Below are 14,406 nucleotides of genomic sequence, written 5' to 3' on the forward strand. Positions count from 1 at the left end.
AGTATATTTAAGTGTTTATTTATCGTTTAAAAAAATCGTATCCTATTTTAAAGCTCAACGAAAAGGCCCCTCCTTTGCTATTCGGATTTTTACCTAGTGTTTGCGAATAACCATATCCCACGTTGAATTCATAATTGAAATTTCTACCAAAACTACGACGAATACCGAAAGTAGGCATTATGCTGATAGAGTTATCATTATTAGTTATATCATTATAATTGGAGATGATAAACCAATTAGGGAAATATTCAGCCCGAAGTGAAAAATAGTTTCCACTATTATTTTTGGTGTTTTTTCCTTTCCTCACACGACGATTTAATCCGTAGTACCATTTACCTTCGAGCGAAGCAGCAGGAATTAGCAAAAAGCCTGTCTTTTCATACATTGTCCCTGTCCAGAAACCTCCGTGTAAACTCAATTGTGAACGCAGTGCCACAGCATCGGAGAGTTTGTGTTCGTTGTAAGCATTTGCTCCGAACAACCCAATTTGAACGCCAATAATATCTTTTTCAACACTTGCATTTTGTGCTTGAGCCACCGCAAATCCTAATAGTGTAAAAACACCAATAAAAAGTTTTTTCATAGAAAATTGAAATTAAAGAGGCAAATATATAAAAAAACGACTCAAAACTGGTAGTTTAAATAACTTTGTTTGGCTGTATTTTTAAAAAATCTTCAGAAATTTAAAATCAAAACTTCCTCTTCAAATAAAACTGGTGATTGAACAAAGGTTGGAATTCATCTAATTCTTTCGTTTGAAATGAACTAAAAAAAGTCTGTAAAAATCCTTTTTTAAAAAATATTGAAAAGATATTTTTATTATTGCTCAGAAAGTATTACTTTCGCCCACTAAATTAATAATACTAAAATTACATAACGAAAGATGGCAGTTCTTGAAAAAATTAGAAACCGTACAGTATTTCTCATCGTGATTATTGGGTTAGCGTTGTTTGCTTTTGTAATCTCTGACTTTATTGGTTCAGGAAGATTTAGCAATTCGCACCCCACAGAAGTAGGAACCGTTAACGGAGAAGATGTTTCTATTGATGCTTTCCGCTACCAAGTAGAAGCTACCATTCAAAATGCAAACGGACAGGCAAGTTCCATTGAAGCTGCAAAATACGTTTGGGAACAAAATGTTCGTAACATTCTTCTAAAACAACAATTTGAAAAATTAGGACTAAGTGTTGAAAAAGACCAAATCATTTCTATTCTATCAAAAAGCCCAATAGCTCAAAATCAAGAATTCACAAATGAATTTGGCGTTTTTGACTCATCAAAATTCATCAATTATTTAGCTACCCTAAAAGCAACTAATCCTCAGGCTTACCAACAATGGAAAATGCAAGAAGAGGCTCTTATTGAGGGAGCTAAGCAACAAATGTACTTCAGTTTGATACGTGGAGGATTGGGAGCTACTAATGCTGAAGCAGAAATTGCTTACCATCAAGAACAAGACAAAGCAGATATAAAATTCGTAGCTTTGCAATATAGCTCAATTCCTGATAGTACAATTACTGTAACTGATAGCGAAATAAAATCATACATTAACAAACACGAAAAACAATTCAAGCAAGAAGCTTTCCGTAACATTCAATACATAGTTGTTAATGAAAAGGCTTCAGATAGTGATATTCAAGCAAGTAGAGAAGCTTTAAACAAGTTGCTTTCTCCAGAAGTTGTTTTTAATAACCAAACAAATTCGAATGACACAATTGCAGGTTTTGCAAAAACGACAAAAATTCGTGAGTTTGTTGATAAACATTCTGATACCCCTTACGACTCTTTATTTGTGACTAAAGAACAATTATCTTCCAGTTATGCCGATACTTTATTCACACTTCCTGTTGGAAAAGTTTTCGGACCATACGAAGATGGAGGTAGCTTGAAACTTTCTCGTATGATTGCCAAAGAAGCTAATGGAGCTGTAAAAGCAAGTCATATTTTAATTCCTTACACAGGAAGCCAAGCTGCAAACCAGAGTGTTACACGCACTAAAGAAGAAGCTCAGGCAAAAGCCAAAGAAATATTAGCTCTTGCACAGGTTCCTGGTGCCGATTTTGCTGCGTTAGCAAGAGAAAATTCAGAAGAACCTGGAGCTGCTTATAGTGGAGGCGATTTAGGTTTTTTCACAAAAGGAAGAATGGTTAAACCTTTTGAAGAATTTGTTTTCTCAAATCCAACAGGGCATATCGGAATTGTTGAAACTGATTTTGGCGTTCACGTAGTGAGAATTGCAGAAAAGACTGATGCTGTACAAATTGCAACCATCACACGCAAAATTGAACCTTCTGAAGCTACATTAAATGAGTTATTCTCAAAAGTTTCTAAGTTCGAAATTGACGCATTGGCTGATGTTAAAAATTTCAGCGAAGTTGCCAAAAAATCTGATTTATCTGTGCTTCGTGCTGATAATCTTAAACAAAATGATGAATATATCATAGGTTTAGGAAACAATCGTGCCATTGTACAATGGATTTTCCAAGAAGACAGCAAAGTAGGTGATATTCGTAAGTTTACTTCAGGAGGGAACTATATTGTAGCTCAACTTACCAAAAAAGGTGAAAAAGGAATTAGCTCTGTTCAAGACGCTTCTCCTTTTGTAAAACCAATTTTAATCCGTCAGAAAAAAGCCGAAATTCTTGCTGAAAAAGCCAAAGGAAATTCATTAGATGCTATTGCTTCTGCAAATAAAAGTGAGGTAAAAACAGCTACAGGTTTATCAATGAACAATCCAACAATTATTGGTGAAGGACGTGAACCAAGAGTTGTAGGCACTGCCTTTTCTTTGAAACAAAATCAAGTTTCTAAGCCTATTGAAGGAGAAAATGGCGTTTACGTAATAGAGGTTACTTCTACTACAAAAGCTCCTACAATTGACAACTACAAATCATTTGCAAAAACTCTGGAAGGCTTAAAATTAAGCCGTGCATCAGAAGAAGTTTTGAGTGCTCTTAAAAATTCGGCTGAAATAAAAGAAAATCTTAGTCTATTCTACTAAAAGATAATCAAAAAGCAAAAAAAGGAAGGTAAATTTACCTTCCTTTTTTATTTCGTGATATATTTTTATTACTAAAAATTTTTACATTTGCCTACCCAAATAAAGTAACTAATGAAAATCATATCTTACAATGTGAATGGTGTACGTGCCGCAATGGCAAAAGGACTAACAGAATGGCTAAAAAATGCCAATCCTGATGTACTTTGTTTACAGGAAATCAAAGCTTTGGAATCACAAATTGAAAAAACGGCTTTTGAAGATTTAGGATACAAATACCAATATTGGCATAGTGCCGAAAAAAAAGGATATAGCGGAGTTGCGATACTATCCAAAATAAAACCCAATCACGTTGAAGTAGGAAGTGGCATCAACTATATGGACACTGAAGGACGCATATTACGTGCTGACTTTGATACAATTTCGGTAATGAGCCTTTACCTACCATCTGGCACAAACATTGAACGATTAGACTTCAAATTCACCTTTATGGATGATTTTCAAGACTATATCAATCAGCTAAAAGTATCACACCCAAACTTGGTAATCTGTGGTGATTATAATATATGTCATCAGGCTATTGATATTCACGACCCCATACGAAACGCCAATGTTTCTGGCTTCCTACCTGTGGAACGTGAATGGCTTGACAATTTTATGAAAAGTGGATTTATTGACAGCTTTCGTCACTTCAACAAAGAGCCTCACAATTACTCGTGGTGGAGTTATCGTGCAAATGCTCGTAATAACAATAAAGGTTGGCGAATTGATTACAATTTGGTTGCACAACCTCTCGAAAATCGATTACAACGAGCCTTAATTCTCCCTGAAGCAAAGCACAGTGACCATTGCCCCATTTTGGTGGAGATTGAAGACTAATATTCCAAGAAGAAGTCAAAAGAAAGCGATGGATAATCAATAGCAACTGACTTCTTCTTGAAAATTATTGTAGATTCTTCGCTTCAATACTTAACGTTGTATGAGGAACGGCCAACAAACGGCGTTTATCAATCAGTTTGCCTGTTACTCTACAAACCCCATAAGTTTTATTCTCTATGCGAATAAGTGCATTTTTAAGGTCACGAATAAACTTCTCCTGACGAATTGCCAAAGTTGTGTTTTCTTCCTTGCTTGTCACTTTCGAACCTTCTTCAAAAGCCTTAAAAGTAGGTGAGGTATCTTCCGTGCCATTAGTTGCACTATTCATATAAGCACTCTTAAGAAGCTCTAAATCTGCCTGAGCTTTTTTAATCTTTTCCTCGATAAGAACTTTGAATTCTTCTAATTCCTTATCGGAATACCTAACTCTGATGTTTTCTTCCATAATTATTTCTTATTTGTGTCGTTAAACATTTTTGATATGCCTTCCTCCTAATTTCGGCAAAATAATAGTCCAAATCAAAACAGCTGGAATCAAAAAAAAATCAGAAAATCTACCGATTTCACATAAGCAAAAACCCCAACAACACTTCGGTTAAAACTACCAAACAACAAGCCCAATAGAGCTTTTTTGATAATCAACGAATTCCCAATTTTTAAGTCTTATTTCTTTATTTTATTGTAAAAATAATCTATTTAATTTTTAAAACAAACCCTTTCCTAATCTGATTATCACACTTTCTCCACGGAAATTTTCGTTACAATATCATCAAACTCAATAGGTTCGCCTGAAACATTTTCAGCAAACGTAAGTTCACTAGTAAGGGTTTCGCTTTTGATGTACTCCAAATTGTCCGAAACAGCCTCTTCCACGGCTTTTTGTTTTTGAATGCAAATATTGATTTTATCCGTAACATCAAAACCGCTGTCTTTTCGGATATTCTGAATACGATTTACCAACTCACGAGCGATTCCTTCTTTTCTCAACTCGTCAGTGATATGAATATCCAAGGCTACCAACAAATTCCCTGAACTTGCCACAAGCCACCCCTCGATGTCTTGTGTGGTGATTTCCACATCTTCAATGCTTAAAGTTACATCTTTTTCTTCTAATTTTATAATAATTTCACGATTTTTTTCGATATTCTGAATATCTTCTTGCGTAAAATTCTGTATTTGAGCAACTACCAATTTCATATCTTTACCGAAACGAGGTCCCAAAGTTTTGAAATTCGGTTTAATTTGCTTCACTAAAATACCCGAAGCATCTTCCAAAAGTTCAATTTCTTTAACGTTTACCTCTGATTTTATCAAATCGGCAACTGCTTCAATTTCCCTTTTTTCAGCTTCGTTTGATACAGGAATCATAATTTTTTGCAACGGCTGACGCACCTTTATCATTTCCTTTTTACGAAGTGAAAGCACCAAAGATGAAATATTTTGAGCTTTTTCCATTTTGCTCTCCAATGACTTGTCAATAAACGATTTATCTGTCGTTGGGAAAATGGTTAAATGCACACTTTCTGCCGTTTCTTTTTGGGTTCCTGACACCAAATCTCTGTACAATACCTCTGCGTAAAACGGAGCTACCGGAGCCATTAGTTTTGCCACGTTCAGAAGACAAGTGTACAAAGTCTGATAAGCCGAAATCTTATCTTCCTCATATTCACCCTTCCAGAAACGTCTGCGGCACAAACGCACATACCAGTTACTTAAATTCTCTTGTACAAAATCCGAAATTAAGCGAGTGGCACGAGTAGGCTCATAGTCGGCAAAAGCCTCATCAACCTTTTGGATAAGGGTATGAAGTTCCGACAAAATCCAACGGTCGATTTCAGGGCGTTTTTCTAAGGGAATTTCCTCTTCTTTGTATGTAAATCCGTCAATATTAGCATATAAAGCAAAGAATGAATAGGTGTTGTAAAGCGTTCCGAAAAACTTACGACGAACTTCGGCAACACCCTCCAAATCAAACTTTAAGTTATCCCACGGATTGGCATTGGAAATCATATACCAACGTGTGGCATCGGCTCCGTATTCTTCCAAAGTGGTGAACGGGTCGATAGCATTGCCCAAACGTTTAGACATTTTTTGTCCGTTTTTATCCAAAACTAATCCGTTGGAAACCACATTTTTGTATGAAATTCCATCGAAAACTAATCCCGCAATCGCGTGAAGTGTATAGAACCAACCGCGTGTTTGGTCAACTCCTTCAGCGATGAAATCGGCTGTTTTCCAAGTGTTTTCAACCATTTCTTTGTTTTCGAACGGATAGTGCCATTGTGCGTAAGGCATTGCTCCCGAATCGAACCAAACGTCAATCAAATCGCTTTCGCGTTTCATCGGTTTGCCCGATGCTGAAACCAAAACGATTTTATCTACCACGTTTTTATGCAGGTCGATTTTCTCATAATTCTCGTCAGACATATTTCCTACCTGAAAATCAGCAAAAATATCTTCTTTCATTAGTCCTGCAGCGATAGACTTCTGAATTTCAGACTTTAACTCTTCCACAGAACCAATGATAATTTCTTCTTTTTTGTCTTCGGTTCGCCAAATCGGAAGCGGAATTCCCCAATAACGCGAACGCGACAAATTCCAATCGTTGGCGTTTTGTAACCAATTTCCGAAACGTCCTTCACCGGTGGCTTTGGGTTTCCAATTGATGTTTTTATTTAAGTCGAAAAGGCGGTCTTTCACGTCCGTAATTTTGATGAACCAAGAATCGAGTGGATAGTACAAAACGGGTTTGTCAGTTCGCCAACAATGCGGATATGAGTGGACGTATTTTTCCACCTTAAAAGCTTTATTTTCAGTTTTTAAGAGAATTGCCAACTCTACGTCCCACGATTTTTCTGGTGCATTTTGGTCGTAATATTCGTTCTTGATGTATTTTCCGCTAAAAATTTCAGGAACATTTTCGCCTTTTACAAATCTGCCCTGCAAATCCACAAGTGGAACAAGATTATCGTTTTCATCTTTGATGAGCATCGGCGGAATTCCGTTTTCTTTGGCAACGCGAGCGTCATCAGCACCAAAAGTCGGAGCGATGTGGACAATTCCTGTTCCGTCTTCCGTAGTTACGAAATCGCCTGTAATTACTCGGAAAGCTTGGTCGGCATTTTCCGCAGGACTAAACCACGGAATGAGTTGCTCATAGGTAGTCCCTTCTAAATCAGAACCTTTGAATTCAGCAAGGATTTGATAAGGAATTTTGGCGTGTTTCATCTCGCTGGTTTGCACAATTGCGACATTGATAATATCCAAAGCATCGTCTCTATTAGGAATTTCGTTGTATTTTTGCTCAATTCGGTTAAATATTTCAGAATTTTCACCTTCGGAAAATTTGCTTCCAAATAGTTTTGGTACTAAATCTTTTGCCAAAATTACATAAATCGGCTCGTAAGTGTATTGATTAAAAGTTTTAACCAGCACATAATCAATATTTTTACCCACAGCCAAAGCCATATTTGAAGGAAGCGTCCAAGGAGTGGTTGTCCAAGCCAATATGAATACATTCTCTCCTAAATCTTTGAACTGATTTATAAGCTGATACGAAAAAGTTTTCACACGGAATTGAGCCACAATCGTAGTATCCGAAACATCACGATACGTACCTGGTTGGTTGAGTTCGTGAGAAGAAAGTCCTGTTCCTGCCTTTGGCGAATACGGCTGAATGGTGTAGCCCTTATACAGCAAACCTTTGTTGTAAATTTGCTTCAAAAGCCACCAAACTGATTCCATATATTTGGATTTGTAGGTAATGTACGGATTTTCCATATCTACCCAATACCCCATTTTTTCGGTAAGGTCATTCCAAATGTTGGTGTAACGCATCACGGCTTCTTTACAAGCCTTGTTGTAGTCTTCCACCGAAATTTTCTTTCCGATGTCTTCTTTAGTAATGCCCAACTCTTTTTCCACGCCAAGCTCCACAGGAAGTCCGTGCGTATCCCAACCTGCTTTTCGTTTTACTTGAAATTCTTTTTGAGTTTTATAACGGCAGAAAATATCCTTAATCGTACGTGCCATCACGTGATGAATGCCCGGAAGCCCATTTGCCGAAGGCGGACCTTCAAAAAATACAAACGGCTCTTTGCCCTCACGCGTTTCAATACTTTTTTCAAAAATATTATTTTCTTGCCAATATGTAAGTATCTCTTTGGCAACGACTGATAAATCTAAGTTTTTGTGCTCTGTGAATTTCATTTCCAAAACTTGTAAATTACTAAAAGAAAAACAATAGTACAAATTTTTATACTATTAACTACTTTTTTTAAATGTGCGAATTTAAGAAAAAAATATGGAATAACGACCAAATCTTTTCCTATTTATTTTAATTTGAATTACCTTTTTCTCCAGAAAAATGTTTCCACATCGAAATTAAATAAAAAAGTTGCTCAAAAAAGATATTTTGAACAACTTTATATTTTTCTATTTTTTAATTATCAAATAATATCAAATCCTGTATATTTTCGAAGCACTTCAGGCACAACTATACCTTCTTCGGTCTGATAATTTTCTAAAATCCCTGCCAAAACGCGAGGTAAAGCCAAGGAACTTCCGTTAAGTGTATGAGCTAATTTATTCTTTCCGTCAGAATCTTTATAACGCAACTTCAATCGATTAGCCTGATACGTTTCAAAATTAGACACCGAACTGATTTCCAACCACTTTTGCTGAGCCGTTGAATACACCTCAAAATCATAGGTTAAAGCAGATGTAAAGCCTAAATCTCCTCCGCAAAGTCGCAAAATTCGGTAAGGCAACTTTAGCTCATTGAGGATTGATTTTACGTGTTCTACCATTCCTTCTAAAGCTTTGTACGAATTATCGGGGTGTTCTACACGAACAATTTCAACCTTATCAAATTGGTGCAAACGATTCAATCCACGAACGTGAGCTCCATAACTTCCAGCCTCCCGACGGAAACAAGGTGTATACGCCGTGCAACAAATAGGAAGTTCATTTTCAGAAACTAACACATCTCTAAAAAAATTAGTTACTGGAACCTCAGCAGTAGGAATTAAATACAGGTCATCCATACCAATGTGATACATTTGTCCTTCTTTATCAGGAAGTTGACCTGTTCCAAATCCTGAAGCTTCATTCACAACGTGTGGCACTTGAAATTCCTGATAACCAGCTTCAGTATTTTTGTCCAAAAAGTAGGTAATTAAAGCTCGTTGCAACTTAGCTCCTTTTCCTTTGTAGACAGGAAAACCCGCTCCTGTAATCTTCACACCTAACTCAAAATCAATTATATCGTACTTTTTGGCCAACTCCCAATGCGGCAGAGCATTCTCGCCTAAATTAGGAACTTCTCCAGCCTGAAAAACTACTTCATTATCCGTTTCAGAAGTACCAAAAGGAACTAACTCATTAGGAATATTAGGAATACGATATAATAAATCGTTTAATTTTTCTGAAATTTCAGCAAGGTTATCGGATAAAGTTTTTGATTTATCTTTCAACTCCACCGTTTTCTCTTTCAAAGAATTAGCTTCAGACACTTTGCCTGACTTAAATAGCATTCCTATTTCCTTTGAAATTGCGTTCGATTCTGCTAACACATTATCTAACTCAACTTGTGTAGCTCTACGTTTTTCATCTAAATCAATTACTGAATCTATAATGTGTAAATCCTTGAAATTTCTCTTTTTGAGTCCCTCTAAAACGACATTTTTATTTTCTCTGACAAAGGTAAGTTGCAACATATCAATTATATTTTATCTGTTTTTGAAAGACAAAATTACAATAATATTTCACAAAGGCAAAAAAAGTATTTTTATGATACATTTTCTGCACCATAAATAACTTGATTATATCTTCTGTTAGAAGATTAAAGCATCTTCTTGAAAAACAAAATCAACGAAAAAACTATTATTTTTATACAACATACAATAATTTTTACAGGGGTGTTATTGATATTTTATATATTATTTATACATTTGCCCCCATAAAATACACCACATATGCCAAATTTACGTTTTAACGCTTTAAAAGAAGTAGGACTAAGAAAACCAGTTGTAATTACTGAAAAAGGAAAACGTTCTGAGCTTTTCGGCAAAAATGTTTTCAATGAAGAGGCTATGCGTCAGTTTATGACAAGTGAAGCCTTTGAAAGTGTAATGAATTCCATTCATTATGGAATAAAAATCGACCGCAAAGTTGCTGACCAAGTTGCTGCGGCTATGCGTGATTGGGCAATTTCCAAAGGAGCAACTCACTACACACATTGGTTTCAGCCCTTAACAGGGACTACTGCCGAAAAACACGATGCTTTTTTCGAACCTGTAGGAAGAGGTAAAGCCATTGAAAAATTTGGAGGAGGACAATTAGTACAGCAAGAATCAGATGCTTCGAGTTTTCCTAATGGAGGAATTCGAAATACTTTTGAAGCTCGTGGCTACACCGCTTGGGACCCCTCCTCTCCCCCATTCGTTTACGGAACTACTCTCTGTATACCAACAATTTTCATTTCTTACACAGGAGAAGCACTTGATAATAAAACACCTTTATTAAAAGCTATGGCAGCCATCGACCAAGCAGCCACAGAGGTAGCCAAATACTTTGACAAAAATGTGACGAAAGTTACTCCAACTTTGGGCTGGGAACAGGAATACTTCTTGGTAGACAAGGCTTTAGCAAACACACGTCCTGACCTCATACTTGCTGGACGTACACTTTTGGGGCAACAAGCCGCTAAAGGACAACAACTGGACGACCATTACTTTGGTTCAATTCCCGATAGAGTATTAAGCTATATGCGTGATTTAGAGCACGAATGTTTACTACTGGGAATTCCAGCAAAAACAAGACACAACGAAGTTGCTCCCAACCAGTTTGAATTAGCGCCCATCTTTGAAGAAGCTAATCTGGCAGTTGACCAGAATTCTCTTTTGATGGACGTTATGAACAAAGTCGCTGAGCGTCATAACTTTGTAGTTCTTTTCCACGAAAAGCCTTTCGCTGGAGTAAATGGTTCAGGAAAGCACAACAACTGGTCATTGGCCACTGACACTGGCGTAAACTTACTTGCCCCAGGAAAAACACCAATGAAAAACTTGCAGTTTTTAACCTTCTTCATTTGTACCATAAAAGCTGTTTGCGAATACGAAGAACTACTCAGAGCTTCTGTAGCTTCAGCGAGTAATGACCACCGCTTGGGGGCGAATGAGGCTCCTCCTGCTATTGTTTCTGTGTTCATTGGCGAACAGCTTACTAAAGTTTTAGATGAGTTAGAGGACGTTTCTACAGGAAAACTTTCTCCAGAAGAAAAAACAGACCTAAAACTTAACGTTGTAGGTAAAATTCCTGATTTATTCTTGGATAATACTGACAGAAACCGAACTTCTTCCTTCGCTTTTACTGGAAATAAATTTGAATTTCGTGCGGTAGGTTCTAAAGCAAACTGCGGAAAACCGATGGCTATCATCAATACAATTGTTGCTAAACAACTTATCGAATTCAAAAAAGAAGTAGACCACTTAATTGATAATAAAGGACTTAAAAAGGACGAAGCCATTTTCAACGCATTACGAGAATATATCAAACAATCCAAAAAAATCCGTTTTGAAGGAGATGGATACAGCGAAGCTTGGGAAAAAGAAGCTGCAAAAAGAGGACTGAGTAATAACAAAACAACCCCCGAAGCACTAAAAGCAAATATTTCGGAAAAAGCAATCGCCTTATTTGAAGAAATGAAAGTGATGACCCGAGTTGAAATTGAAGCTCGTTACGAAATTGAATTGGAAGAATACACCAAAAACATCCAAATTGAAGGTCGTTTAATCGGAGATATTGCTCGAAATCACGTAGTTCCAACAGCCGTAAGATATCAAAACACGTTAATTGAAAATGTGAAAGGCTTGAAAGAAATCTTTGGAAATGACTATCAAGGAGTTGCTGATGAACAAATAGAATTAATCAAACGAATATCAAATCATATAAAAATGATTCACAGCAAAGTAGACGCAATGATTGAGGCTCGAAAAGAAGCAAACAAACTCATTTCTGCCGAAGAGAAAGCCGATGCTTATTGCAATAAAGTAAAACCATTTTTCGATGAAATTCGTTACCATTGTGATAAATTGGAAACGATGGTTGATGACGAATTGTGGACACTTACTAAATATCGTGAGTTATTGTTCACAAACTAAAATCTTTTCAAAACAAAAGCACTTTTTTCAAAGTGCTTTTTTTATTATTCCTAAATTATTTTCTAAGATTTTTTGTATTCCTAAATCTTTCCCAAATCTTCAAATACTTTTGCTCCTGTAAACAAATAAATACTTTTTTATCGTATGAAAAATTTTAAAAAAATCACAACCTTATTAGTTGCTTTATTTACTGTAACATTTGCTTCTGCACAAGATGATAGATTTATTTCTTTCAGCCAATTACCTGCAAAAGCACAATCTTTCATTAAAGAATATTTTTCAGAAGAAAATATTGCTTCTGTTTGGGTGGATACAGATTATTTAGTTAAGAAAGAATACACCGTTGTTTTCAATGATGGTTCAGAAGTAGAATTTTATTCAAATGGAGATTGGGAAGAAGTAAAATCAAGAACTAGTGAAGTTCCAGCGAGAATTATACCTTCTGGAGTAGCTCAACACGTACAGAGAAACTTTCCGAATACTTTTGTGAAAGAAATAAAAAAACGCAAATACGGGTATGAAGTTGAACTTTCTAACGGACTTGATTTAGAATTCAATCGTGCTGGAAAATTCTTAAGAATTGATGATTAAGCATATTCAATAAACAAATTTGACTTATGAAAAAAACTATACTTTGCCTATTTATTGTAATATCATTTTTAGTTTCTTGCAACGACAACGATAGCAGAAATTTAAGTTTCAATAACTTACCTAATGAAGGACAATCATTTATTACTGAGTACTTCTCTGATCTTAAAATTTCTCAATCTATGAGAGACGATGACGGAAGTTACGATATCCGATTTACAAATGGAACAGAAATTGATTTTGATGCACAAGGAAGGTGGACAAGCGTAAAGGCCTCTGATAGACAACCTCTTTTACACACGTCCTTCATTCCCAACGCAATTACTTCATACATAAATCAAAACTATCCAAAAAATGCAATAAATAGCATTGAAAGAATAGCAACAGGATATGAAGTAGAGCTTTTGGGCTTAACTCAAGAACTGATATTTGATAAAAACGGAAACTTCGTAAGACTAAATAAATAAGAAATTATATTTTAAAAAATTTAAATTACATAATTATGAGAAAACTTTTTTCAAAACTAGCAATTATTGCTCTCGCAACATCTCTAATGGCTTATTCTTGTGAGAAGGACGATTTGATTCCTCACAACAATTTGCCTAACACAGCACAATCATTCATAAGTAAATACTTTAATGGTGCTAATGTTGTTAAAACAGAAACCGAGAGTAACGGAAGATACTCTGTTGATTTATCCAATGGAGTAGAAGTTGATTTCGATGCAAATGGAAATTGGACTAAAGTTGATGCACGTGATGGACAAGCCTTGTCTGCACTAGTAACGTCAATGGATTTCATTCCTCAAAGCATCATTAACCACGTAACAACTACTTATCCTAAAAATGCCATCAATAGCATTGAGAAGAAAAAAACAGGTTACGAGGTAGACCTTGTAGGAGTTGAAAAAGACATCTATTTTGATGTTAATGGACAACCTATATCTTCTGGAACAGGTAACAACAACGGTGGAAACGGGAATACTGGAACAGGTAATACAACCATTGTAGGAACAGTTCCTCAAGTTGTTCAAACTAAAGCTAATGAATTTTTGAAAACTTACTTCGCTTCAATTGCTATTACCAAAATTGAAGTAGAATCTAATAAAGTAGATTACGATTTGGCTAATGGAGTTGATATTGATTTTGACCTAATAAATGGTAATTGGATAAATGTTGACGCTCGTGACGGACAAGCTTTATCAAAGACGGCTTTCATTCCTCAAAGTATTCTTAATCACTTGAGAACAACGTATCCTAACAATCCTATCAACGGAATTGAGAAAACTGTTACAGGTTACGAAGTAGAACTAGTTGGAATCAAAAACGACATCCACTTTAACACTAACGGACAACCTATTGGTGCAGGTAACAACAACGGTGGAAACGGGAACGCTGGAACAGGTAATACAACCATTGTAGGAACAGTTCCTCAAGTTGTTCAAACAAATGCTAATAACTTCTTAGCTACTCACTTCCCTTCAATTGCCATTAAAAAAATTGAGGTGGAATCTAACAAAGTAGAATACGATTTGGTTAATGGTGTTGACATTGATTTTGACCTAAATGGTAATTGGATAAACGTTGATGCTCCTGACAGACAATCTATTCCAACAGGATTCATTCCTGCTGCAATAAGAAGATATGTACAAGCAAATTACTCGAGATACGCTTTCAACAGCATTGAAAAGAAAGCCAATTCTTACGAAGTAGAACTTGTAGGATTTCACAAAGACTTAATTTTTGATTTGAATGGTAACTTCATAAGATTAGATTAACA

Annotated in this window: 10 protein-coding genes; 6 read left to right on the forward strand and 4 right to left on the reverse strand. The window is 35.9% G+C overall.

Annotated elements, in window-relative coordinates; translation table 11 throughout:
• Positions 1-19: 19 nt before the first annotated feature.
• Positions 20-583 carry a hypothetical protein gene (locus YW9_RS0105860; RefSeq protein WP_018279260.1) on the reverse strand — a complete coding sequence of 188 codons (564 nt, stop codon included), beginning with the start codon at positions 581-583 and terminating at the stop codon, positions 20-22.
• Positions 584-883: 300 nt separating this feature from the next.
• Between YW9_RS0105860 and YW9_RS0105865 the strand changes: the two genes are divergently transcribed.
• Both YW9_RS0105865 and YW9_RS0105870 read left to right on the forward strand, forming a co-directional pair.
• The gene (locus YW9_RS0105865) at positions 884-3,001 is read left to right on the forward strand and encodes a peptidylprolyl isomerase (RefSeq protein ID WP_018279261.1); all 2,118 of its coding nucleotides are present in this window, start codon (positions 884-886) and stop codon (positions 2,999-3,001) included.
• A gap of 111 nt (positions 3,002-3,112) precedes the next feature.
• Positions 3,113-3,877, forward strand: coding sequence for an exodeoxyribonuclease III (locus YW9_RS0105870; RefSeq protein WP_018279262.1), 765 nt, complete (start codon positions 3,113-3,115; stop codon positions 3,875-3,877).
• A 64-nt stretch (positions 3,878-3,941) separates the two neighbouring features.
• Here the strand turns inward: YW9_RS0105870 and YW9_RS0105875 are convergent, their stop codons facing one another.
• The 3 genes from YW9_RS0105875 to serS form a co-directional block, all read right to left on the reverse strand.
• On the reverse strand, positions 3,942-4,322 hold the full coding sequence (locus YW9_RS0105875) for a TraR/DksA family transcriptional regulator (RefSeq protein ID WP_018279263.1): 381 nt from the start codon (positions 4,320-4,322) through the stop codon (positions 3,942-3,944).
• Between the two features lie 287 nt (positions 4,323-4,609).
• A complete protein-coding gene (ileS, locus tag YW9_RS0105880) occupies positions 4,610-8,086 on the reverse strand; it encodes an isoleucine--tRNA ligase (protein ID WP_018279264.1) in 3,477 nt (1,158 codons plus the stop codon).
• A gap of 239 nt (positions 8,087-8,325) precedes the next feature.
• On the reverse strand, positions 8,326-9,594 hold the full coding sequence (gene serS, locus YW9_RS0105885) for a serine--tRNA ligase (RefSeq protein ID WP_018279265.1): 1,269 nt from the start codon (positions 9,592-9,594) through the stop codon (positions 8,326-8,328).
• A 258-nt stretch (positions 9,595-9,852) separates the two neighbouring features.
• Here serS and YW9_RS0105890 point away from each other — a divergent pair, with 258 nt between their 5' ends.
• The 4 genes from YW9_RS0105890 to YW9_RS13050 all read left to right on the forward strand — a co-directional run bounded on the left by YW9_RS0105890 (position 9,853) and on the right by YW9_RS13050 (position 14,404).
• Positions 9,853-12,039, forward strand: a complete 2,187-nt coding sequence (locus YW9_RS0105890; protein ID WP_018279266.1) for a glutamine synthetase III family protein — start codon at positions 9,853-9,855, stop codon at positions 12,037-12,039.
• 144 nt (positions 12,040-12,183) lie between these two features.
• Complete coding sequence (locus YW9_RS0105895; protein WP_018279267.1) at positions 12,184-12,630, forward strand: PepSY-like domain-containing protein; 447 nt, start codon at positions 12,184-12,186, stop codon at positions 12,628-12,630.
• Between the two features lie 26 nt (positions 12,631-12,656).
• Positions 12,657-13,094: a PepSY-like domain-containing protein gene (locus YW9_RS0105900; protein WP_018279268.1), complete on the forward strand. Its 438-nt coding sequence runs from the start codon at positions 12,657-12,659 to the stop codon at positions 13,092-13,094.
• Between the two features lie 35 nt (positions 13,095-13,129).
• The gene (locus YW9_RS13050) at positions 13,130-14,404 is read left to right on the forward strand and encodes a PepSY-like domain-containing protein (protein WP_018279269.1); all 1,275 of its coding nucleotides are present in this window, start codon (positions 13,130-13,132) and stop codon (positions 14,402-14,404) included.
• The last annotated feature ends 2 nt before the right edge of the window (positions 14,405-14,406 follow it).

The organism is Capnocytophaga cynodegmi DSM 19736, assembly GCF_000379185.1.
Taxonomy (GTDB): Bacteria; Bacteroidota; Bacteroidia; order Flavobacteriales; family Flavobacteriaceae; genus Capnocytophaga; species Capnocytophaga cynodegmi.

Bases quoted from the DNA above. Each gene is read 5' to 3' on its own strand.
- YW9_RS0105865 (WP_018279261.1), top strand. From the start codon at position 884: ATGGCAGTTCTTGAAAAAATTAGAAACCGTACAGTATTTCTCATCGTG.
- YW9_RS0105875 (WP_018279263.1), bottom strand. From the start codon at position 4,322: ATGGAAGAAAACATCAGAGTTAGGTATTCCGATAAGGAATTAGAAGAA.
- YW9_RS0105870 (WP_018279262.1), top strand. From the start codon at position 3,113: ATGAAAATCATATCTTACAATGTGAATGGTGTACGTGCCGCAATGGCA.
- YW9_RS0105895 (WP_018279267.1), top strand. From the start codon at position 12,184: ATGAAAAATTTTAAAAAAATCACAACCTTATTAGTTGCTTTATTTACT.
- YW9_RS0105860 (WP_018279260.1), bottom strand. From the start codon at position 583: ATGAAAAAACTTTTTATTGGTGTTTTTACACTATTAGGATTTGCGGTG.
- serS (WP_018279265.1), bottom strand. From the start codon at position 9,594: ATGTTGCAACTTACCTTTGTCAGAGAAAATAAAAATGTCGTTTTAGAG.
- YW9_RS0105900 (WP_018279268.1), top strand. From the start codon at position 12,657: ATGAAAAAAACTATACTTTGCCTATTTATTGTAATATCATTTTTAGTT.
- ileS (WP_018279264.1), bottom strand. From the start codon at position 8,086: ATGAAATTCACAGAGCACAAAAACTTAGATTTATCAGTCGTTGCCAAA.
- YW9_RS0105890 (WP_018279266.1), top strand. From the start codon at position 9,853: ATGCCAAATTTACGTTTTAACGCTTTAAAAGAAGTAGGACTAAGAAAA.
- YW9_RS13050 (WP_018279269.1), top strand. From the start codon at position 13,130: ATGAGAAAACTTTTTTCAAAACTAGCAATTATTGCTCTCGCAACATCT.